Here is a 21625-nt window from a genome sequence, read left to right as displayed (position 1 = left end):
GTAATATTTAGCTGTGTCTAACGGGATTTGTATTAGTATATGACAAATCGACTGCAAAATTAGAAAAAGATTTTGTAAGTATATCATAAAAAAGCTCCTTCGTGTAAACTTCGCTTTCATAATGCCCTACATCTACCAGCGCCATCTGGTTGCTGGCCTCAAAAAACTCATGGTATTTCAGGTCGGCGGTCAGGAATACATCGGCGCCGACGGCTTTGGCGGGGCGGGTTAAGAAACTTCCCGCCCCGCCGCACACGGCCACTTTTTTGATAGGTTTCTCTGGCCAGGCCGTGTGGCGGAAAGTGTTGATGCTCAGGGTTTCTTTCACGTGCTGCACAAATTGTTCTGCCGCCATGGGGTCAGGCAATTCGCCCACCATGCCGGCACCCACTTCCTGGTTCTCGTTCTGCAGCGTTACCAGGTAATGGGCCACTTCTTCATACGGGTGCGCCTGTAGCAGCGCCTTCATGATCTGGTTTTGCTTAAAACCGGGAAAGATGACTTCTATCCTGTTCTCAATGGTTTCCTCGGTTTTGCAGGGCTCTCCCGTATGCGGGTTGGCTTGCGCCGAAGGGGTAAACCGTCCGGTGCCCGTTACCCTAAAACTGCAGTCACTGTACTCGCCAATCTGTCCGGCCCCGGCTTGGTGCAGAGCCGCCAGTACTTTCTCTGTGTCTTCAAGAGGTACGTAGGTTTCCAGCTTGGTCAGGATCTGGGTCTTGGGGGCCAGAATACGTGTCTTGGTGAGGCCCAGTTTTTCACAGAGCCTGGCATTGACCCCGTTGTGCACATGGTCTAAGTTGGTATGGCAGGCAAAAATGGCAATCTGGTGCTGCAGGGCTTTCAATAAGATTCTCTCAACCGGCGTTTTCCCCGTCAGGCTCTTCAGGGGCTTGAAGATAACCGGATGGTGGGCCACTATTACATTGCAGCCTCTCTCAATGGCCTCCTGCACTACCTCTAAGGTACAATCTAACGTAACCAGCACGCCAGTGACCTTTGTTTCCGGGTCCCCAACCTGCAGGGAGGCGTTGTCATAAGATTCCTGATAGGCAGGCGGAGCGTATTGCTCCAGCACCTGCACCACTTCTTTTATTTTCGTCATAAGCTAGTTTCAGGGCGTGAAGCGCAAAGAAAGGTAAAATTCAGCTACTTTTGCACGGTATGCTGTCTGTATTGCGTCCTTTCCGGTTCCTGTTGCTGCCCTTTGCCTGGGGCTATGGGGGCGTGGTGTGGCTGCGCAACAAACTTTATGACTGGCAGGTGTATAATACGTATGCGGCACCCATTCCGGTGGTCTGCGTAGGCAACCTGACTGTGGGCGGCACCGGCAAAACCCCTCAGGTTGAGTATCTGGCCAGACTATTCAAGGGTAAAAAAATGGCTATCCTGAGCCGGGGGTACAAGCGTAAGACCAAAGGGTTTGTTTTGGCAGATGCTTCTGCCACCGCCGCTACGCTGGGCGATGAACCTTTCCAGTACGTGCAAAGCCTGCCCTGGGCTGCGGTAGCAGTCTGTGAGCGGCGGGCGGCGGGAATACAACAGCTGTTGCAACTGTTCCCTGACCTGGAGCTGATTTTACTGGATGACGCCTTTCAGCACCGGGCGGTGAAGGCTAAGGTGAACCTCCTGCTCACTGACTATGGCCGTTTGTTTACCAAAGACTTTTTACTCCCTGTGGGGCTTCTGCGTGAACCAAAGGCTGGGGCAGGACGGGCAGATGCGGTAGTGGTGACCAAATGCCCTGCTGCTCTTTCAAACCAACAACAGCAGGCGATTACGGCTCAGATTGCCCTGTATACCCGCTCCAGTACCCCAATTTTCTTTTCTTATATACAATACGCCCCGGCCGTACCAATTGGCGCTGCTGCAACGTTAGGGAAGAAGCTTGTTTTAGTAACCGGCATCGCCAATGCCCAACCATTACTTGACTACCTAAAAAAGCAAGGGCATGACGTGGTGCACCATTTTGAATGGGCGGACCACAGTGACCTCACTCACTCTAAACTGGAGGAGGTGGTTTCTTTTTTTGGCAAGTCAGGCCAGCCGGCAGAAAGTATTGTCATGACGCAAAAAGATGCCGTAAAATGGCAGACCCCAGCGTTTCTTCCTGTATGGCAGAACCTGCCGGTGTTTTATATTCCCATTGAGGTGGCGTTCACTTCAAGAAAGCCTTCTTTTGAGCCAACAATGAAGCAGTTGGTTTTCCCGGAAGGTTCAGATAATAATTTTTAATTTTGGACGTGAAGTACTCAAAATTTATAGCTGCTGTCATGCTTCTTTGGGCAGGGACCTTTTCTTTCTCAGAGGCACAAGTAATAGATGACTCTACCAAGGCCATTTATGGTTCTGCCACGGTCAAAGTCATTTATGAACGCGATATTTTTAAGGGTGACACCGTTTTTTCGCCCATTGACACATTACTGACTAATATGCAGGTGGTGAGGCACTGGTATTATGACAAAACCCTGCAACAGGATTTAGGGAACGTAGGCACTGCTTCCCAGCCCCTTTTCTGGAAGATGCCTCTCACGTTGGGTTCCCGGTTAGGGAGAAATGCGTTTGACGCCTACGCCGTGAATCCGGCAACCATAGAGTACTATGACACTAAATCTCCCTTTACCTATCTGAATTACCTGCAGGGAACCCTGGGGGAGCAGGTGTTCAGGGCAAAGCACACCCGTAACATCTCTCCTAACTGGAACGTGGGCATTGGGTATGAGCGGCTGAGCGCCGAGCGCCAGTTTGGGGCGTTCCTTATTGGGCAGGACGGGTTCTTAAGCCATTACGGTTTGCAGACGTTTACCCATTACTTCAGCCCGAACCAACGGTACCGCCTGGTAGCCAACTTTGCCCAGACCAGTCATGTGCAGATTGAACTAGGGGGGATCAGGCCGAAACCCGGCGATACCCGGGACAGCCTTTTTGATTACAAAGATGAATCGGTTTGGTTGGAGCAGGCGGCCTCTGAGGAGAAAAGGTACCAGCTGCACGCCACCCAATGGCTTAGGTTAATTGGTTCTGGTCTGCAACTGTACCATACCTTAGACTACGGCAGCCAGAGCAATGATTTCTCAGAAAATGGCATTCCCTTTCAGTCCATTGATAACTCTAAAAGAGGAGAGTTGATTTTTTATCCTTCCGTTTTGCGTGACTCTGCTCAAACCGAAGACAATACCTACTTCCGGCAGATGGAAAACACCTTCGGGGTAATGGGGGCAACCAGGCTTTTCGTTTACAGGGCATATGCCAAAAGAAGGGATGGCCGGTATGAAACCCAGGCAAGGGATGCCATTTTGATTCCCATCACCCGTAACGGGCTGCCTGCAGATTCTGCGGGGTATGAACAGGATAAATCCACCCTGGACATTGCCGAAAACTTTGTAGGGGGGCAGGCGCAATTCAGGCTCAGAAATGACATCTATGTCACCACAGATGCAGAATTCCAGATTGGCGGTGGGGACTACCGGATCAATGCCGAGGCGAAATACAAGTACTTGGCCTTTAGGCAAACCCGTACCTCTTACTCACCCACACTCACGCAGCGGCGGCTGCTCAGCAATCATTTTGAATGGTCTAACAGCTTTAAAAACGTGTCTGTGAACCAGACAGCCGCAACCGTAGAGGCTACGGTGAAGAATCATTATTTCTTTGCTGAGTTGCAGTTCTCCAACATACGTGATTACGTGTTTTACCAGGATTCTATTGGGGGAAAGTGGGCTGAACCAGAACAGGTGTCCGGGGCTATCAACCTGGTGCAGGGGGTGCTTCGGCATAAATTCAATCTGAAGCATTTTGTGTTTGACAACACGCTCTACTACAACAGCTCCAGCGGACCAAAAGCCATTCGGATGCCGGAGTGGTACGTGAATGCCAAGGCGTACTGGGAAGGGCCGCTCTTCAAAAAAGCCATCTTCCTGCAGGCCGGCCTTGAGATGAACTGGCATACTGATTACTATGCAGACGGGTACATGCCCGTGACCCAGCAGTTCCATCTGCAGAACTCCTTCCTGATTACCCGGTACCCCACGTTTGATGTCTTCTTGAACACAGATATCAAAACGGTGAACCTGTTCCTGAAGCTAAGCCACATCAACAACATAACCAGCGGCTGGGAGCAAGGCTACTTCACCACCCCGTATTATGCTGCCAACCCCTTCAGCTTCCAGTTTGGGGTGAAATGGAATTTCTATGACTAAGGTCTTCACCTCACTATAATTCCCAGAACAAGCCAGTGTGCAGTTTCTGTTTTTTGCCTGTTTTCTTAAAAACAGGCCAAAAACAGAAAGACATTTTCTTCCCATATAAAAACTCTCCTTCACCCTTAACTTCTCCAGAAATCGTGGCCAAAACTATCCTGAGACTTGAGCTGCCAACAGATCCGCGGTGGGTAAACATTGCCGAAATGAACATCAGAGATATTCTGGTGGACCATGCCTTTTGTGAGCAGAAGGCGGCTTCTTCTGGTATATCACTCATAGTGAAGTACCCAGACAAAACCAGGCTGGTAGAAGAAATGACCGCCCTGGTGGCAGAGGAGTGGAGCCATTTTGAGCGGGTGCTGGACGAGCTCAAAAAACGAGGCTATGAGTTGGGCCGCAACCGCCCAGACGAGTACGTGGTGCATCTGAGCAAACACATCAGGAAAGGGGATAAGCGGGAGCGCCAGCTCATGGACCACCTGCTGGTTAACGCCCTCATTGAGGCCAGGAGCTGCGAACGGTTCAAGTTGCTCTGGAAGAACATCAAAGACGAAGAGCTGCAGAAATTCTATTATGAACTCATGGTCTCAGAAGCAGGCCATTATGTGAGTTATGTGAAATTAGCCAAGGAATACATGCCCAAAGAGGTAGTAGATGCCCGCCTGAAAGAACTGCTGGAAATTGAAGCCACCATCATCGCTAGCCTGGAGCCAAGGCCAGATAGAATGCACTAAGGGAAAGGCTGGTCAAATCCAAGAAAATAAGTTTTATTGCAAAAAGAAGAAAGTTCAGCGGCTTCGGCTTGTATTTTTATACTATATAGTGATTGTCTAAGTAAAAGCGCAACTGTGGAAGACATGGAGCGCTTTTTGCTTTTTTGGGGTTAAGCATGGCTAAGAGCTTTTCTTCACTTTCTTTCACCAATAGCTTATGAAAAAAATAATTACGATCTGCTTATTTATCTCTTTGTCTGGCTGCGCGGCACTTTCCTACAATTCAAGGATTGGAATGGGGGAGGAAGAGTTTAAAAAGACACATTTCGGGGCTAGTTTATATTCTTTCAGCGAAGGAAAATCTGTGTATAAAATTAATTTGACAGACGGGGGCAAGCAATTTTATTATTTTCAGGATGGAAAACTCATAGGTATGGAAACCATTGAAAGAGTGCCAGACGTAGTGATTCAGCATAAAAAGGAAGACTCTCAGTAAGGTACTAAAAGTAATTTATGAAATGGTCACTTGAGTTTTTCTTTATACAACAAAAAAAGGCTTCCGTTTTGGGGCTCATTTCTGGAAATGAGCAACGGAAGCCTTTTTTTAGAACAATCAGCAATCAACAATCCATCACGTTTTCTGCTTTTTCTTCTTGGCCGCCGGGAAGAGAATGTTGTTTAGGATGAGGCGATAACCGGGGGAGTTGGGGTGCAGCGCCAGGTCAGTGGGTTCCTCCTCCACAAAGTGCTGGTAGTCTTCCGGGTCATGGCCGCCGTAAAACGTCCAGGTACCTTTCCCGAAGGTGCCGTGAATGTAACGCGCCTCGTCAATAGATTTGGTTTCGCCCATAATCACTACGTCTGATTTGATCAGTCTTTTCTTGAAACCGGTGGTCAGCCCCATGAACCCTTTAATGGTTTTCTTATGGTTTTGGGTCAGCATGGTGGGAATGGGATCCCACTTTGCTGAATAGGTGAAGAGCTGAAAGTAATCACTGCCTTCGCGCAGCCCCCGCTCCAACTGTGAATTGTCAATGTTGGAAAACTCAGGATGGAAGGGATCTCTGATCAGGGTAAAGTCTTTGAAGGCAAAGGTGTTCTCAAACTTCAGCTTCTGTTGCGCCTGCGGGTCAGCCGGATCACCATCAAACATCACTTCGGTGATGTCAACGCCGTGTGCCGCCAGGGCAATGTCATACGTGTCGGTGGCGGAGCACATGGCAAACATGAAGCCCCCGCCGGCGCAAAAGTCCCTGATGCGCTGTACCACCGCACCTTTCAGCTCAGGCACCTTGCTGAACCCAAACCGCTTGGCAATGGCCTCAGATTCCCGCTTCTGCTCTATGTACCAGGGGGCGTTTCTGAAGGCAGCGTAAAACTTTCCCTGCTGCCCGGTAAAATCTTCATGGTGCAGGTGCAGCCAGTCATATTTGGGCAGTTTGTCTTCCAGAATATCTGGGTCATACACCACGTCATAGGGGATCTCGGCGTAGGTGAGTACCAGGGTCACGGCGTCATCCCAGGGTTGTTTTGATTTAGGGGAGTACACCGCAATTTTAGGCGCCTTCTCCAGTTTCATCACATCCATGTTAGACTCAGGGGCCCCAATCTCCTGCAGAATCTGGTTGTACTGCGCATCTGAGATGGTTTGGTAGCCAATACCCCGCACCACCAGCTCATTCTCCAGTGGCTGGGCATGTTTGAAGGCGAACGAGCCGCCCCGGTAGTTCAGGAGCCAGTCAACCTCCACCTGCCGTTGCAGGGCCCAGTACGCCACACCATAGGCCTTGAGGTGGTTCTTCTGGTCTTTGTCCATGGGCAGCAGCAGGTAAGAGGCCCGGCTGTGCGTTCCCGCCAGCAGAAAAACCGCCACAACCCCCAGCAAACGGCGCATCATCTTCTTCATTTACAAACAGTTTTAAACAAATTTAAGAAAATCAGGCAGTAAACCGGAAAACCATTACTTTTATGGTAGTAAGATTTCTTTGCTTTCTACGACAGATACCCTATTCCTGTACTGCTCTTTTTCACCCACTATGAATTATACTGAAAACATCAAGGAAGGCTTTCGGTCCATTAAAAGCAACCTCCTGAGAACGGTGCTCACGGCTATGATCATTGCCATAGGCATCACCGCCCTGGTTGGTATGTTAACGGCAATTGAGGGTATCAAGTATTCGGTCTCCAGTACCTTTTCTACCTTGGGGGCCAATTCTTTTGACATAGAGAAGAAGTGGGAGGGGCGCGGCAGCCGCGGCGGAAAGCAGAACAAGGTATACCCTAACATTACCGAGTTCCAGGCCAAGCGCTACAAGGAGCTCATGGAAGGCAAGGCGCGGGTAAGCCTGGCCACCCAAATCTCTGGCGCAACCACGGTGAAAGCCGGGAGCATCAAGACCAACCCCAATATCAGTGTGCAGGGGGGAGATGAGAATTTCCTGGCCAATGAAACGTATGACCTGGAGGCAGGCCGCCCTTTCTCCAGCCTGGAGCACCAAAGCGGGGCGCCGGTAGCCATCATTGGGCCAGAGGTGGCCAAAAAGCTTTTCCCTAAACAAAGTGCCGTAGGGCAGAACATTGTTATGCTGGGCCGCAGGTTCAAGGTGGTGGGCACCATCAAAGATGAAGGCGGCGGACTGGGCGGCGGCGGAAGCAACCGGATGATCATTATCCCCTTAGAGACGGCCACCCAAATTCCTACCAATCAGCCACTGACGTTTTCCATTAAATCTGTCATTACCAACAATACCAGCCTGGCCTTTGTCATGGACGAAGCCACCGGTATCATGCGCAAGCTTCGGCAAGACCCGCTGGGGCAGGAAGACTCGTTTGAAATCACCCGCAGTGACTCTGTGGCGAAGACCCTGGATGATATTACCGGCTACGTGAAATCTTTTGGGGTTTTAGTAGGGTTTATCACCCTGCTGGGGGCCTCCATTGGTTTAATGAACATCATGATGGTCAGCGTCACTGAGCGTACCCGCGAGATTGGCATTAGAAAAGCCCTGGGTGCCACCATCAAGCAAATCAGGCAGCAGTTCCTGATTGAAGCCATTGTGATCTGTGTCCTGGGCGGCATTGCCGGAATCATATTTGGGGTATTAATGGGCAACGGCATCTCTATTCTCATAGGTCAGGGCGAATTCATTGTGCCGTGGCTCTGGATGTTTGTAGGGATGGCCACCTGTATTACCGTTGGTCTGATTTCGGGGTACTACCCTGCTTACAAAGCATCTAAGCTGGATCCTATTGAATCGCTTCGGTATGAGTAGGCATCTTCTGTTTTGGGGCTGCTTTTCTAAAAACAGCCCCAAAACAGAAATCTTTCAAAAAATCCTTCGGCATGCAAAAGGAAGAATTTGCTTTACCTGTTACTTTTAGGCAGTCTGTCTTAGCAACCTGTTGGCTTGCCTTCGCCTGAAAGGCTACTGCAGGTATTTTTCAAATCTAGGCACATGCCGTTTCTACAACATCTTCTTGCCCAACTATCCCCTAAAAAAGCGTTTCACCGGCAGGGGCACGGGGTGCTGCTGAGGTACCTTTTGCGCTGGGTTTTCATTTCGCTTCTGGTGGGGGGCGTCTCCGGGTCTGCCTCTGCTCTTTTTCTGGTGTTGCTGGAGCTTGTAACCCAGTACCGCGAGACGCACGCGTGGGTACTTTACCTTCTTCCGGTAGCGGGTTTCCTTATTGGGGCTGCGTACCAGTATGGGGGCAAAGGCTCAGAAGGAGGGAACAACTTGCTTCTCCAGACAATCCAGAAGCCCAACCTTGCCAGAATCCCCTTCGTGATGGCCCCGCTGGTCATGCTGGCCACTGTGCTTACCCACCTGGTGGGCGGCTCCGCCGGAAGGGAGGGGACTGCCGTTCAGATGGGCGGAAGCCTGGCAGATCAACTGACCCCGTGGCTGAAGCTCCGCCCGCGGGACCGGCAGGTGCTCCTGATCTGTGGCGTGAGCGGCGGGTTCGCCTCAGTGTTTGGTACGCCGCTGGCCGGTGCTGTTTTTGGGCTAGAGGTCTTTCTGATAGGCCAGCTCCGGTACCACGCGCTGTTGCCCAGCTTTTTAACGGCCTGTTTTGCGCACTGGGTCACGCTGAGTTGGGGGGTGGGCCATACGGTTTATCCGGAGGTGGTGCCGCCTGCTTTCACTGTGCTGTCACTGGGGGCCACCCTTTTGGCGGGGATCTGCTTTGGGGTGGTGGCGAGAGGGTTTGCCGGTGCTTCTCATGCGGTGGCCGCTATTTTTAAAACCACCATTGCGTACCGCCCTTTGCGGCCTGCCATTGGCGGTGTCTTGCTGCTGCTGGTTCTATGGGCCCTGGGCACCACCAACTATGTGGGATTGGGCATTCCCACCATTGTCGCCTCGTTTGAAACCCCTTTGCCTGGGTATGATTTCGCCCTGAAACTGTTCTTAACGGCGTTGACCCTGGGTTGTGGTTTTAAGGGCGGTGAGGTGACGCCGCTGTTTTTTATTGGTGCCACCCTGGGCAATGCCTTGTTCCCGTGGCTTCCGCTGCCGTTGGAGATGTTGGCCGCCCTTGGCTTTGTGGCAGTTTTTGCCGGTGCCGCCAACACTCCGCTGGCGTGTACCTTTATGGCGGTTGAACTCTTTGGGAGTGGCTGCGGTATGTATGCCGGTTTGGCCTGCGTGGTTGCGTATCTGTTCTCTGGCCATAAAGGGATCTACGGCGGGCAGGTGGTAGGGAGCAGCAAACATTTACTCTGGGGGAGGGACACCGGGAAGTCATTAGAGGAACTGTAATACAAGTAGGGCACCATGTTTCTGCGCTGGGAAGGCAAAACAAGAACGGCCTCCAACCAAGGAAAGAGAGCCCCTTTCTGTTTTGGGGCTGTTTTCTTGAAAACAGCCCCAAAACAGAAAATCTGGATGAAATCACCACCCCACCCCCACAAAAAAAAGCCGACGGTGGCGTCGGCTTTTTTAGATTTAGGAAGAAGTAAGATAAGCTTATTTCTTTTTAGTTTTAGCGTATTCTTCGTTCAGGCCTTTGATTACTTCAGTGGTGATGTCTAATGATTTGTCACCGTATAGAATAGCGCTGTTGCCCCGGGTATAGGTTAAAACCATTTTATAGCCGCGGTCAGCACTTAACTTTTTAAGATAACTCTCTACTTTCTCATAGATCTTCTTCATCTCCTCGTTCTCGTCATTGGCCAACTGGTTGCCGGCACTTTGCTGCTGGGCTGCCAATTGCTGCTGTTTCTGGCCCAGACGCTGCTCGGTAGAGGCGCGTTGTTCCTGGGTCATGCCGGCTGCCTGCTGCTGAAACTGGCCTACCTCGCGCTGAAACGCCTCGCCTTTGCTTCTGAAATCGCTGTCCAGGCGTTTGGCTTTGGCCTCAAGGCGTGATTTCACATCTTTGAAAAACTGGTATTTGGTCAGGAGCGAATCAGAATTGATGTACACTATCTCTGGGTTTGCCTGGGCGGGGGAAAGAGTCTGGCCGGCAGGGTCAGCCGTGGCGGTTGAATCATCTGCGGCCGTTGTTTCTTGGGCAGCTGCTGACGCAGGTTTCTCTGCGGGCGTTTCATTTTTGCAGGCGGCAAAGGTGCTGGCGGCTACTAGAGCCAACATCAAATTTCTTGAAATACTCACTGTCAAGGTCTATAAGGGTTACAAATTAAGCCTGGGCAGCTACGTTGAGTACTGCCCAGGCCGCAGGTTTAGTGGGTCAATTTAAGAAAATATATTGTAAGCCTAAGCAATGTCAGGGGCGAAGGTTAATTTCCGCCGGCCCGGTTTAACTCCTCCAGGCTGGCGTTGCGGCGCTTCACCTCAAATTTCTCGCCTTTAAGAAAGCGGTAGCGCAGGTTCAGGCGCACGCTTTGGCTTGAGTGGTACATGTCAATCTTGTTAGTGTTCCCGTTCACCACAGAGATCCCCTTCATTCTCTGGGTCCGGAAGATATCTGTCACGGCCAGGTTCACATCCAGCTTATCTTTAAAGAAAGAGCGTTTTACAGCCACGTCTACCCAACCCGCCGGATCTGTTTTATACACGTTGAACGCCCCTTTGCCCCGGTACGAACCGTTGACTTCGGCTTTGAAACCTTTAGGCAACAAGATGTTGTGGTTGGTTTGGGCCATGAACATGGTTTGCGCATTCTCAATGACCTTCTCCTTTACCAACGTCTGAAATTTCTGGTATGCCACCGTTACGTTGTTGCTCATGTTCCATTTAGAGGTGACCGTAACCGGCACTGTCAGGGTGGCGTTGGTGGTGGCGCTCTCCACGTTGCTTTGCCGGAAGACCATCACGTTTTGCTCTGGGTAGAAATAAGGCACCTCTGAGATATCATCTTTGGTGTGGGCGTAGCCCAGGGTCAGGTTATAGTTCTTCCTATAGGTCTGGGTTACCTGGAACGAGTTGGTGTACTCCGGTTTCAGGTAGGGGTTGCCCTCTGCGTAGGTGTTGGCGTCAATGTAAAACCGGAACGGGTTCAGGTTGCTGTAGCGGGGCCGGAAGATGCGGCGGCTGTAGTTGTAGCTGACCATATAGTTTCCAGAGACTTTCTGCTGCACAAACACACTGGGGAACCAGTCCAGATAGGAGCGGGGAGTCACTTTATTATTAGGGATGGAATTTCCCTCAGAATTGGTGTATTCGGCCCGCAGACCGGCCTGAAGCGTGAATTTAGGGCTCAGGCTGGCGCTGAAGTTGGTGTACCCGGCCAGAATCTTCTCATCATAAATGAAATGGTCGCCTTTCCGGACACTGTGCTGCACCTGCTCGCCCTTGTCAAGGCTGTAAAAATCTATCTGGTTGTCAGACTCCACGTAGCTGGCCTTGGCGCCCAGTTCCAGTTTTCCTTTCATGGACGGCAGCGGACGTACAAAATCTACCTTGGCCGAATAAATCTGGTACGCAGTTGGGTTAAGCGTTTCAAAATATTCTTGTTCCGAGCCTGGTTTATAGCTGAAGGTTTGGAGGTTCAGGAAATCACTGGGGGTGCTGTCTTTGATGCGCACCACGTCAAGATCTGCCGAAAGGGTAGTGCCCAAAGTGTCGAGTTTGCCGGTATAGTGTGCATTGAAAGAGACGCTGTGGTACCGCTGCCTGTTGTGGGTGGTGGTCTGGTTGTACAGCCGTCCTGCTTGGGTTGGGTCGTCTAAAACTGAATTAGTGGCCACCCCAGAGGTGGAACGAATGCTGGAAAGGCTTACTGTGCCGCCCACGCTATGGTTTTTGTTCAGGTCATAGTCAGTCCCTACGCGCAGGGAAGGGGAGAAGGAACTGCCTTCTTCTTTCCCTGCCTGGGTAAGCAAAGCAGTAGTGCCTTCATTAGCAAAAACACGGTCCATGGTAAAGGTTCTCTTGCGCGGGCGCTGGGCCAGGTCTACGGTGGCAAATGAACTCCATTTACCCTGCTTCAGGTTGAGGTTGAGGCCGCCGTTGCCGCCACTTTTGGTATTGTTCTGGTAACCGCCGTACACGCTGCCGTTCAGCCCGTCCAGGTTGTTTTTCTTCAGGTTGAGGTTGATGATGCCCCCGGTTCCCTCCGCATCATATTTAGCCGATGGGTTGGCGATGATCTCCAAATTCTTCAGGTTGTCTGCGGGCATGCCCTGCAGCATGGTTTGGAGTTGCTTGCCGTCCAGGTAGGTGAGTTTGCCATCAATCATCACTTTTACGCCCTGCTTTCCGTTCAGCTGGATGTTCCCGTCCTGGTCTACAAATACGCCCGGCGACTTGGCCAGCACGTCATAAGCGGTATTGCCGGCAGCCATGGCTGTTCCCTCTACGCTCACCACCATCTTATCGGGCTGTACATCTATGCTGGGCCGAAGGTTCTGCACGGTCACCTCCTTGAGCATTTTGGAATCCTGTTTCAGTACTACTTTCCCAAAATCACGGGTAAAACCTGCCGCGGGAGCATCAAAGGGAGCCAGGTCATGATGGGCAAACCCCATGGCGCTGATGCGCAGCAGGTAAGTTCCTTTGCCGGGAGTTTTCAGAGAGAATGTCCCGTCCAGTTGAATGGACGTGCCGGTGAGAACAGTCTTGTCATCGGCTTTGAGTAAGGCCACGGTGCCGTAGCTGAGGGGTTCGCCTTTTTCATCTACTACCGGCCGGTGAGGGAACCCGTAGATTGGGCCATGGCAGCCTGGCCAGTGAAGGCCAGGGCGACCAGTAAGAAGAGGAATTGAGAAAGCTTTTTCATGTTAGAGAAATTAGTGTTTTTATTTTTCTATAGTACTATGTAATGCAAGGTACATTATCAAAAAAAAAGCCTTAACTAAACCGGAGCGGCTGATTTGATCCTGTACGCACTTTTTTACCCACGTGTGAAGACAGCAGCACATACCCCACCATACCTAAGGTGAAGGTGGCCAAAAAGAGGAATATCTGGGCGAAGAGGTGAAGGAGCTGGTAATTTTCCATAGTAGTAGGGGTTAGAGGAATTATTTCTGTTGATGGAGCAAATATATAATAAGGTACTATGCAACGCAAGGTACTGTACTGTTTTAATAAAAATATTTTCTCTGGAGGAAAGGGAGGGCCTGGTAGAGTAAGCGAGAATTTGCGTTTGGGGCTGTTTTATCAAATCAGCCCCAAAACGCAAATCATTAGTAGCTGCTCCCTCCATGGAGGGTGGCTATCTTAATTTCTGTTTTCGGCCTACTTTTTAAAAATCAGGCCAAAAACAGAAAATACCATTTGTCAGGCAGTAATAGGTATTCTAATGGCAAGGCCATTGCCAGCAGGAAATGACCTCTAGTTGCCTCCGGCGCGGTTGAGTTCCTCCAGGTTGGTGGAACGGCGCTGCATCTCAAACTTCTGGCCTTTGCTGAAGCGGTAGCGCAGGTTCACCCGAAAGCTCTGCGCCGCGAAGTACTGGTCAAAGGCGTTGATGTTGCCGTCAAAGTTGGCAGAGCCCACCACCTTGCGGGTTCTGAAGATATCGGTCACGGTGAGGCTCACGTCCAGGTTGTCTTTCAGGAAAGAACGCTTTACACCGGAGTCCAGCCACCAGGTACGCTCAATGGTGTAGAGCCCATAGGCCTGCGGCCCCTGTAGGCCCAGGTTCAGCTCCATCTTTATCTTGTGCGGCAACTGAAGGGTATGGTTGGAGTTGAGCATGTAGTAGATCTGCTCGTTCAAAATAGGCTGGTTCTCCTGCACATACGTGGTAAAAGACTGAAACCCGAAGCCCAGGTTGTTGCTCGCCTCCCATTTCTTCATGATGCGTACCGGCACCACCAATGTACCGTTCAGGTTCTTGAAGGCATCTACGTTGCGCTGGGAAAAGATAGTGGTGTTGGTTTCATTGTTCTGCACCGGAATCTCTGCAATGAAATCTTTGGTGTGCGCGTAACCTAGCGTGAGAATGTAGTCTTTCTTGAACGTCTGTGACACCTGGAACGAATGCGTGTACTGCGGCCGCAGGGCCGGGTTGCCTTGGGCCCAGGTGAGAGGGTCCAGGTAGAAAATGAACGGGTTCAGGTCATCGTACTGCGGCCGGTTGATGCGGCGGCTGTAGTTGTAGGTCAACTGGTAGTTGTCTGTCACTTTCTGCTGAACAAACAGGCTGGGGAAGAAATCAAGGTAACGGCGGGGCGTGGTATGCTTCAGGGTCACTGACCGGCCTTTAGACACCGTCTGCTCCGCCCGTAGCCCTGCCTGCACGCTCCAACGCTCGCCCAGGTTGGCACTGTAATTGGCGTAGCCCGCGTAAATGTTCTCTCTATATATAAAGTGGTTGCTGCGCTTGGAATCTGGCCGCCGGGAATTCCCCTCTACAAAATAGAACTGCAGCTCGTTGTCAGATTCCACGTAGCTGGCTTTGAGACCCGCCTCCAACTTGCTCTTGTTCTGGAATTTGCGGGTGAAATCGGCCTTGGCCGAGTAGATATGGAAAGTGGTAGGATTGTAGCTGCCCAACTGCTCCAGCCGGAGCTGCGGTGCCTGGTTCACGTACTGGCCGCTGTTGAAGAACCCGGCGTCATTGTTGTCGGTGATTTTCACGTAATCCACGTCGGCGGTGAGGGAACTGCCCAGGGTATCCAGTTTATAGGCGTAGTGCCCGTTTAGGGTGATGTTGAAGTAATCGGCGTCAATCAGGTTCCGGGCGCTGATGAGGGAGTCTTCCAAAGGATTGCTGTTGCGCAGGTACGTCTCCGTCACGAAGGAATTGTCATAGTCTACGGTCATTACATACGCCATCGCCCCAAAGCTGTGTTGGTCGTTCAGCTGGTAATCGGTGCCCAGCCTCACCGACGGAACATTTCTGAAAGTCTCCTCGCGCCCGCGCTGATCAAAGCTGGTGGGCTGGCCTTCGTTCAGGAAAAGCCGGGTCATGGTGTTGGTGCGCAGGTTGGGCCTGCGGCCGAAATCGGCATTCAAAAACGAATTCCATTTGCCGCTCTTATAGTTGATGTTGGTTCCCGCCGAGTAGCCGTGCAGTTTGTTGTACTGGTAGCCGGTGTACACGCTGCCGTTGAGTCCCGTCATCTGATTTTTCTTCAGGTTGATGTTGATGATGCCGGAGTTTCCCTCGGCATCGAATTTAGACGAAGGGTTGGTGATGATCTCCAGGTCCTTGATATTGTCGGCGGGCATGGACTGGAGCATGGTCTGCAGCTGTTTGCCGCTCATGTAGGTCAGCTTGCCGTCAATCATGACCCGTACGCCCGCCTTGCCGTTGAGCTGGATGTTGCCGTCCTGGTCTACCCACACGCCCGGCGATTTTGACAAAACTTCCATGGCGGTGCTGCCGGCGGCCATTACGGTGCCTTCCACGCTCACCACCATTTTGTCTGGGTGGTTGATGATGGTGGGGCGCATTGATTCTACGGTCACTTCCTGCAGCATCTTTGCATCCTGGGCCAGCGCCAGTTTCCCGAACTCTTTCTGAAAGCCCGCCTGGTTCACCACAAACGCCGGAGTCTCCAGCGTGCCATAGCCCATGGCGGTCACTTTCAGGAAATAAGTGCCGGGGGCGGGGCTCTTCAGCTTAAAATGGCCATTCACCTCCACGCCGGCCCCGTCTACCACGGCCGCATCGGCTTTCCGGATCAGGGCCACCGTTCCGTAGCTTAGCGGCTCGCCTTTGGAGTCTACCAACGTTCCGGTAATACCCGTTGAACTTTGGGCCAGGGCCTGAAAGAAACAACAGAGACTGAGACAAGCAAGGAGGAAGAGTTGATAGCTTTTTTTCATAAAGGGGAATGCTAAGGAGTTAGATCAGTTGTAGGAGTAAGGGGTCAAGCGCTTTGAAAGAAAAGATGTAGTTAGTTGGTGTTTGGTTGCTTCACTGAATCATTTTCTTTCTATAGGCTGCTTCCCGTGCTTCTATCGCACAGCAGCTGTATCCCGTTTGGCAAGATTCTGACCAAATGCTTTTAAACATGTCAATTATTTGATATACAATTGTTTGGGAAATTTATCAAAGGCTGCAAGTGTCCGGAATCGGACAGTAAGTGTGTGATAACCGGACAGGGTAAAAGCGGGAAAGAAAGTTTCTATGCGACAGCATAGACTGCTCTAAAAGGTTCGTGCCCTTTGCGTTTTTGACTGTTTTTGGAAAAACAGGCAAAAACAGCGTCTGCTTTTCCGGCCCTTCCTGATAAGGAATTCCCTCTTGTAAAAGAGTAACCTTTGCCCCTACGGGAGGGTATGGGTAGGCGAGGTTTAATTTATTTGACCTTTGTACCTTTGCCTCGCAAAACCATTCTTCGCCGTTCCCAACCAGCCGCACATGAAAGAAGTCACCTCCGCCAGCGCCACAAAGAAAAAAATTAGCCTGCCGGGGCTTTTGCAGCGCGTGGGGCTGGATACCTTTTTGCTGTTTCTGCTGGCCATGATTGTGCTGGCCTATCTGTGGCCGGAGTTGGGGGAAGAAAACGGACCTTTGCCGCTGGAGGAGGTTACCACCTACGGCGTGGCGCTCATCTTTGTCTTCTACGGCCTTCGGCTGAGCCCCGCCAAACTCAAAGCCGGCCTCAGCGACTGGCGACTGCATGTGGTGGTGCAATTGAGCACGTTTCTGCTGTTCCCCCTTTTGGTGTGGGGGAGCCACGCGGTAGCGCCCAACAGTGCCACACCTACGCTTTGGCTGGGCGCATTTTACGTGGCGGCCTTGCCGTCAACGGTGTCTTCGTCGGTGGTGATGGTGTCTATTGCGGGCGGCAACATTCCGGCGGCCATCTTCAACGCCAGCATTTCCAGCCTCATTGGCGTGTTCATGACGCCCGTCTGGATGAGTTTTTTCACCAGCACCAGCTCCGCCGCCGACATGGACCTGACCAGCGTGATCCTGAAACTCATGCTCCAGGTGGTGCTGCCCGTGACCTTGGGTATTCTGCTGAACCGGAAGTTCGGGGCCTTTGCCGAGGCGCAGAAAAGCCGCCTGAGACTCTTCGATCAGACCATTATCCTGCTCATCGTGTACTCGTCCTTCTGCGATTCCTTCGCCCGAAACATGTTTGCGGGGTTCAGCGCGCTGGACATCTTTCTGCTGGGCGGGGCCATGGTGGCGCTGTTCCTGTTGGTGACGGGGCTTACGTCTTTGATCAGTAACCTGCTGGGGTTCAGCCGGGAGAACCGCATCACGGCTATGTTCTGCGGCTCCAAGAAATCACTGGTGCACGGCACGGTCATGTCAAAGGTGCTGTTCCCAGATGCCAACACGGTGGGCATCATTCTGCTGCCACTCATGCTCTACCATGCCCTTCAACTCATCATTGCCAGTATGCTGGCGCAGCGCATGGCCCGGAAAGGAGCTTCGGCGCAGCCGGATACCAATGTTGGGTAGCTGGTTTTGCCCTGATTTCAGAAAAAGAGGCTATAAACGCAATGGCCCGGCCTTCAGAAGAAAGCCGGGCCATTACGTTAGGTAATTTTAGTAGGCGGAAATTAATGCGCCAGAAGTTCGTGATACGTTTCTTCGGCTTCCATGAGGCCGGCCGGGGTGATGTTGGTGAGGCGCACGTGCTTTTCCTCGTTCACCAGCACCGGGTCATATTTGGCCACCACGCGCACGTAGTTTTCGGTGAAGCCTTCCATATACCCATCGGTGATGTCAGCCTCGAAGAGGACTTTGCCTTCGTAACCGATCTGGCTCTCATAGTAAGCGCGCTTCTTCTTCTCTGACAGAATGCGGAGCATGTCGGCGCGGCGGTTGCGCTCTTTCTGGGGCACGGCACCGGGTAAATCAATGGCCAGCGTGTTGGCGCGCTCAGAGTACGGGAACACGTGCAGGTAGCTGATATTAAGTTCGTTCAGGAAGTTGTAGGTTTCCAGGAAATCTTCCTCGGTCTCGCCGGGGAAGCCCACAATCACGTCCACCCCAATGCAGGCGTGCGGCATGGCGGTTTTAATCCAGTCCACACGCTGGGCGTACAGTTCCCGCAGGTAACGGCGGCGCATGAGCTTCAGAATCTTGTTGCTCCCTGACTGCAAGGGCACGTGGAAGTGCGGCATAAACCGCTGAGAACCTGCCACGAACTGAATAATCTCTTCACTTAAAAGATTAGGTTCAATAGACGAAATCCGGAAGCGTTTCACGGTCTCTACCTGATCCAGCGCCTGCACCAATTGGAAGAAATTCTCCACGCGAACGCCTTCCTGCAACCCGAAATCACCGGTATTCACGCCAGTGAGCACAATCTCCTTCACCCCAGATAAACCAATTTCCTGCGCCTCTTTCACCACGTTGGCAATGGTGTTGCTCCGGGACTTGCCGCGGGCCTGCGGAATGGTGCAGAACGTGCAGGAGTAGTCGCAGCCGTCCTGCACTTTCAGGAAGGTGCGGGTACGGTCGCCAAAAGAATAGGCGTTCACGAAGGTATTGGCCTCAGACACCGCGCTAGCATGCACCTGCGGCGCGTCTTTTTTCTCAAAGGTCTCCAGAATGTCTACCAGCTGGAATTTCTCGGCGGCGCCTAGCACCGCGTCTACGCCAGGGATTTCGGAAATTTCCTTCGGCTTTAGCTGAGCGTAGCAGCCCACAATGGTAATAAACGCGTTGGGTGAATGCTTCAAGGCTTCCTTCACCACTTTCCGGCACTTCTTGTCGGCGTTGTCAGTGACGGAGCACGTGTTGATGACGTATATATCGGGCGTGTCGGTGAACTCCACCTTCTCAAACCCGCGCTCCTGGAAGATGCGCGACAGGGTAGAGGTCTCAGAGAAATTCAGCTTACAGCCTAGTGTATAGAAAGCTACCTTTTTCATAATCAGGGGGCAAAGGTACGGAGAATGTACATGAAATGCTTGCCTCAGCCATTGAGTTCCTGTTTTTGCCTGTTTTCAGAAAAACAGGCCAAAAACGCAGCCCAGCGCTAGAGCTTGTCAATGCCAAAGTAATAGGAGGCGGGGATTGGGAGAGGCAGAAACGCTCACACTTCACAACCCATGTTTCACTCAGCCTTTCAGGGAAAACGCCATCTATTTTTTAGCGGCGGCTCCGGCTAGTCCGGAGACCCGCAGCATCCGTTGTCACTGGACAAAGGTCTAGCGCCAGCGCTACTTCCCTTTCAATGTAAGCTAACCTGCTCCTTTAGAAGCCAGTGGGCCCCTCATAAAGCCCACAGAGGCGAGTTTTAACTTGTGACAACAGGTGGTCAGTGTCTCCAGACGGTAAGATTTATATTATACCATGCCTCTGAAGAGCAGGTATCAAAATTATTTGCGTTTTGGAGCTGTTTTTCTGAAAACAGCTCCAAAACGCAAACGGCTTACTTCTTCAGGAAATCAGCAAAGCTGGTTTGCATGTAGGCTTTTCCCTGTTCCACCTGCAGATCAGACACGGCGGAGTCTCTTTGAATGGGTTGTTTGGCCACATTGTCAAAGGTGACAGTGCCCTGCGGTGTGACCATGCCAAACCCATCATTGAAAACATAGAAGGCAAACGGGGTAGCTTTGGCGTCCAGCAGGTTCTTGCTCCAGGCGAAGTGGTCATGGGGTAACCCCAACTGTTGCAACAGGGTGGGCACCAGATCTGTCTGGGAGCCAATGTGCGTGACTACCGTATCTTTCACCGCCAAAGCCCCGCCGGCCAGAACCAACGGAACCCTGAATTTGCTGGGGGCGTCATTTTGATCCCGCCCAGGGAAGGGGTGTCCGTGGTCAGCGATCAAGACCACCAGTGTATTCTGCCACCACGGCTGCTTCTTTGCCTCAGCTATAAACTTGCCTAGCGCCCAATCTGTATAATAAAAGGAGTTTTTAAACTGGGTTTCCTCGTCCCTTCCCCTGAACTTGGCCGGGATGGGAATGTCATAGGGCTCATGGCTGCTGAGCGTGAAAACGGTGGTGAAAAAAGGCTGCCTGGGCTGCTGATGGTCCTGGAGCACCTTCTCAAACAGGATATGGTCATGCACGCCCCATTTTGAATTGTAACTTTCACGGGGGAAATCTGACTTCTCCATCAGGAAATCATACTGCCCGTTGATCAGGTAAGACTTGATGTTGGCAAACGCCAGCTCGCCGCCGTAGTAATAGCTGGTATGGTAGCCGACTTTCTTCAGTTCAGAGGCCAGCTGGGGCAGGCGCTCTGTCTTCTTGGGGGTCTTTATAATAGAAGTGGTAGTCTGCACGGGGTAGCCACTCAGAAGAGCCACCATGCCTTTTTCGCTGCGGTCCCCCGCTGCATAGATATTGGAGAAAAGCACCCCCTCTCTGGCCAGGGCATCTAAATTAGGGGTTACACCAACTGGCCCACCCAATGCGCCCACTAATTTGGCGGTGTAGCTTTCCATGATAATGAACAGGATGTTAGGCTTTTTCACCCGAAGCAGGGAAGGGACAGAATCTGCTTTTGGGGTGTACAGGTCCTGTACCAGCGCTGAAGCCTGGTTTTCCCCCAGGTAAAGGTACGGGTTCCTGGTGCTGTGGTTCTTCTTAATAAGGGAATGCATCACGTTCCAGGGAACATTGACCCCGGCGTGGTTGGCAAAAATCTTCTGGGAGAAATACACGTCGCTTTGGTTCAACGGAATCTGTTGCCAACCGCCCCTAATGGGTAACACCAGCAGCGCCAGCATCAGCAGGCTCAGCACGAGCTCCACCACCAGGTGTTGCCTTTTTTTAGGGGTAGAGAAAATCCAGCGGTTCCTGACAAACATAAAGGCAAAAGCGCCGGCGGCCCATAGCAAAACAAACAGGAGCAGTAAAATAAATACAGGGGCAGACGCCACAGAAGCGGCCATCTCTGCCGGGGTGTTCAGGTACTGCAACGGGGTAGAATCCAGCCTAAACCCCCAGGCCGAATACAGCTCCAGGTCAGAGATGACCAGGAGCACCATCACGGGCAGTAGTATAAGGGTGTAGGCAGAGACAACCTTTAAAAACACCGGCTTTTTAAAAGCTGCTTCGTTCAGGAAGAGCAGAAAGGGAATCACACTCAGGTAGGCCGCAAACGAGGCATCCATCCGGAGGCCATAGAGAAAGGTCTTGCTTAGTTCAGCGGCTGTTAATTCAGCGGCCCTGGCGTGTTGGTAGCTCAGGAACAACGCCCGGCAAATCAGAAAAAAGCCTGTCCAGAAGAGGAAGTAGGCCAAGGATCTGGCTATAATATTTTTCACAAAGCAAATATACTCTTTCTCCGTGTCCATTGGAGTGTCTCCCTGTAAAAGCTAACACCTGTTATTTTTACCCTCTGTGCAGGAAAAAACTATGAAAAATTGATAAAACACTGTCTGGAATAAGGGGTGTTAGTGATCAAACTGTTAATTTGGGTAAAAAA

15 protein-coding genes are annotated in these 21625 nt (G+C 51.7%); 7 read left to right on the top strand and 8 right to left on the bottom strand.

The annotated features are described in order from the left end of the window. Positions 1–7: 7 nt before the first annotated feature. A complete protein-coding gene (locus A8O25_RS04005) occupies positions 8–1105 on the bottom strand; it encodes a Nif3-like dinuclear metal center hexameric protein (protein ID WP_066831175.1) in 1098 nt (365 codons plus the stop codon). Between the two features lie 59 nt (positions 1106–1164). Here A8O25_RS04005 and lpxK point away from each other — a divergent pair, with 59 nt between their 5' ends. The 4 genes from lpxK to A8O25_RS03985 all read left to right on the top strand — a co-directional run bounded on the left by lpxK (position 1165) and on the right by A8O25_RS03985 (position 5411). Further along, positions 1165–2235 carry a tetraacyldisaccharide 4'-kinase gene (lpxK, locus tag A8O25_RS04000; RefSeq protein WP_066831172.1) on the top strand — a complete coding sequence of 357 codons (1071 nt, stop codon included), beginning with the start codon at positions 1165–1167 and terminating at the stop codon, positions 2233–2235. Positions 2236–2273: 38 nt separating this feature from the next. Continuing rightward, positions 2274–4199: a putative porin gene (locus A8O25_RS03995; RefSeq protein ID WP_066831169.1), complete on the top strand. Its 1926-nt coding sequence runs from the start codon at positions 2274–2276 to the stop codon at positions 4197–4199. Positions 4200–4342: 143 nt separating this feature from the next. Beyond that, on the top strand, positions 4343–4936 hold the full coding sequence (locus A8O25_RS03990; RefSeq protein WP_277620004.1) for a MiaE family protein: 594 nt from the start codon (positions 4343–4345) through the stop codon (positions 4934–4936). A gap of 196 nt (positions 4937–5132) precedes the next feature. Continuing rightward, entirely contained in the window at positions 5133–5411 is a 279-nt protein-coding gene (locus A8O25_RS03985) for a hypothetical protein (protein WP_153042576.1), read from the top strand. 135 nt (positions 5412–5546) lie between these two features. Here A8O25_RS03985 and A8O25_RS03980 read toward each other — a convergent pair whose 3' ends face one another. Further along, positions 5547–6812 carry an asparagine synthetase B gene (locus tag A8O25_RS03980; protein WP_066831317.1) on the bottom strand — a complete coding sequence of 422 codons (1266 nt, stop codon included), beginning with the start codon at positions 6810–6812 and terminating at the stop codon, positions 5547–5549. Positions 6813–6951: 139 nt separating this feature from the next. Between A8O25_RS03980 and A8O25_RS03975 the strand changes: the two genes are divergently transcribed. Both A8O25_RS03975 and A8O25_RS03970 read left to right on the top strand, forming a co-directional pair. Next, complete coding sequence (locus A8O25_RS03975; RefSeq protein WP_066831163.1) at positions 6952–8187, top strand: ABC transporter permease; 1236 nt, start codon at positions 6952–6954, stop codon at positions 8185–8187. 183 nt (positions 8188–8370) lie between these two features. Further along, complete coding sequence (locus A8O25_RS03970) at positions 8371–9678, top strand: voltage-gated chloride channel family protein (protein WP_082893426.1); 1308 nt, start codon at positions 8371–8373, stop codon at positions 9676–9678. A 207-nt stretch (positions 9679–9885) separates the two neighbouring features. On the opposite strand, the gene A8O25_RS03965 is transcribed toward A8O25_RS03970, so the two are convergent. The 4 genes from A8O25_RS03965 to A8O25_RS03955 all read right to left on the bottom strand — a co-directional run bounded on the left by A8O25_RS03965 (position 9886) and on the right by A8O25_RS03955 (position 16098). Beyond that, complete coding sequence (locus A8O25_RS03965; protein ID WP_074987933.1) at positions 9886–10512, bottom strand: OmpH/Skp family outer membrane protein; 627 nt, start codon at positions 10510–10512, stop codon at positions 9886–9888. Positions 10513–10658: 146 nt separating this feature from the next. Beyond that, on the bottom strand, positions 10659–12965 hold the full coding sequence (locus tag A8O25_RS03960; protein ID WP_241498924.1) for an outer membrane beta-barrel family protein: 2307 nt from the start codon (positions 12963–12965) through the stop codon (positions 10659–10661). A 205-nt stretch (positions 12966–13170) separates the two neighbouring features. Continuing rightward, a complete protein-coding gene (locus A8O25_RS23175; RefSeq protein ID WP_161947689.1) occupies positions 13171–13320 on the bottom strand; it encodes a hypothetical protein in 150 nt (49 codons plus the stop codon). A gap of 333 nt (positions 13321–13653) precedes the next feature. Next, positions 13654–16098 (bottom strand): TonB-dependent receptor, encoded by a 2445-nt coding sequence (locus tag A8O25_RS03955; RefSeq protein WP_066831158.1) that lies wholly within the window; start codon positions 16096–16098, stop codon positions 13654–13656. A 538-nt stretch (positions 16099–16636) separates the two neighbouring features. On the opposite strand from A8O25_RS03955, the gene A8O25_RS03950 reads away from it, so the two are divergent. Next, complete coding sequence (locus tag A8O25_RS03950) at positions 16637–17692, top strand: bile acid:sodium symporter family protein (RefSeq protein WP_066831155.1); 1056 nt, start codon at positions 16637–16639, stop codon at positions 17690–17692. Positions 17693–17793: 101 nt separating this feature from the next. Here the strand turns inward: A8O25_RS03950 and mtaB are convergent, their stop codons facing one another. Both mtaB and A8O25_RS03935 read right to left on the bottom strand, forming a co-directional pair. Beyond that, positions 17794–19113: a tRNA (N(6)-L-threonylcarbamoyladenosine(37)-C(2))-methylthiotransferase MtaB gene (gene mtaB / locus A8O25_RS03945; RefSeq protein WP_066831153.1), complete on the bottom strand. Its 1320-nt coding sequence runs from the start codon at positions 19111–19113 to the stop codon at positions 17794–17796. A 503-nt stretch (positions 19114–19616) separates the two neighbouring features. After that, complete coding sequence (locus tag A8O25_RS03935; protein ID WP_074987938.1) at positions 19617–21464, bottom strand: LTA synthase family protein; 1848 nt, start codon at positions 21462–21464, stop codon at positions 19617–19619. Between the last annotated feature and the right edge of the window lie 161 nt (positions 21465–21625).

It is taken from the genome of Rufibacter ruber, assembly GCF_001647275.1.
In the GTDB taxonomy this organism is placed as follows: Bacteria; Bacteroidota; Bacteroidia; order Cytophagales; family Hymenobacteraceae; genus Nibribacter; species Nibribacter ruber_C.
Note: the sequence above shows the minus strand (reverse complement) of the source record. Positions and strands in the feature narration are given on the sequence as shown.

Excerpts from the sequence above, each read along its gene's own strand:
- A8O25_RS03970 (WP_082893426.1), top strand. The coding sequence starts at position 8,371 with ATGCCGTTTCTACAACATCTTCTTGCCCAACTATCCCCTAAAAAAGCG.
- A8O25_RS23175 (WP_161947689.1), bottom strand. The coding sequence starts at position 13,320 with ATGGAAAATTACCAGCTCCTTCACCTCTTCGCCCAGATATTCCTCTTT.
- A8O25_RS03965 (WP_074987933.1), bottom strand. The coding sequence starts at position 10,512 with ATGTTGGCTCTAGTAGCCGCCAGCACCTTTGCCGCCTGCAAAAATGAA.
- A8O25_RS03975 (WP_066831163.1), top strand. The coding sequence starts at position 6,952 with ATGAATTATACTGAAAACATCAAGGAAGGCTTTCGGTCCATTAAAAGC.
- A8O25_RS03950 (WP_066831155.1), top strand. The coding sequence starts at position 16,637 with ATGAAAGAAGTCACCTCCGCCAGCGCCACAAAGAAAAAAATTAGCCTG.
- A8O25_RS03955 (WP_066831158.1), bottom strand. The coding sequence starts at position 16,098 with ATGAAAAAAAGCTATCAACTCTTCCTCCTTGCTTGTCTCAGTCTCTGT.
- A8O25_RS04005 (WP_066831175.1), bottom strand. The coding sequence starts at position 1,105 with ATGACGAAAATAAAAGAAGTGGTGCAGGTGCTGGAGCAATACGCTCCG.
- A8O25_RS03995 (WP_066831169.1), top strand. The coding sequence starts at position 2,274 with ATGCTTCTTTGGGCAGGGACCTTTTCTTTCTCAGAGGCACAAGTAATA.
- A8O25_RS03980 (WP_066831317.1), bottom strand. The coding sequence starts at position 6,812 with ATGATGCGCCGTTTGCTGGGGGTTGTGGCGGTTTTTCTGCTGGCGGGA.
- mtaB (WP_066831153.1), bottom strand. The coding sequence starts at position 19,113 with ATGAAAAAGGTAGCTTTCTATACACTAGGCTGTAAGCTGAATTTCTCT.
- lpxK (WP_066831172.1), top strand. The coding sequence starts at position 1,165 with ATGCTGTCTGTATTGCGTCCTTTCCGGTTCCTGTTGCTGCCCTTTGCC.
- A8O25_RS03985 (WP_153042576.1), top strand. The coding sequence starts at position 5,133 with ATGAAAAAAATAATTACGATCTGCTTATTTATCTCTTTGTCTGGCTGC.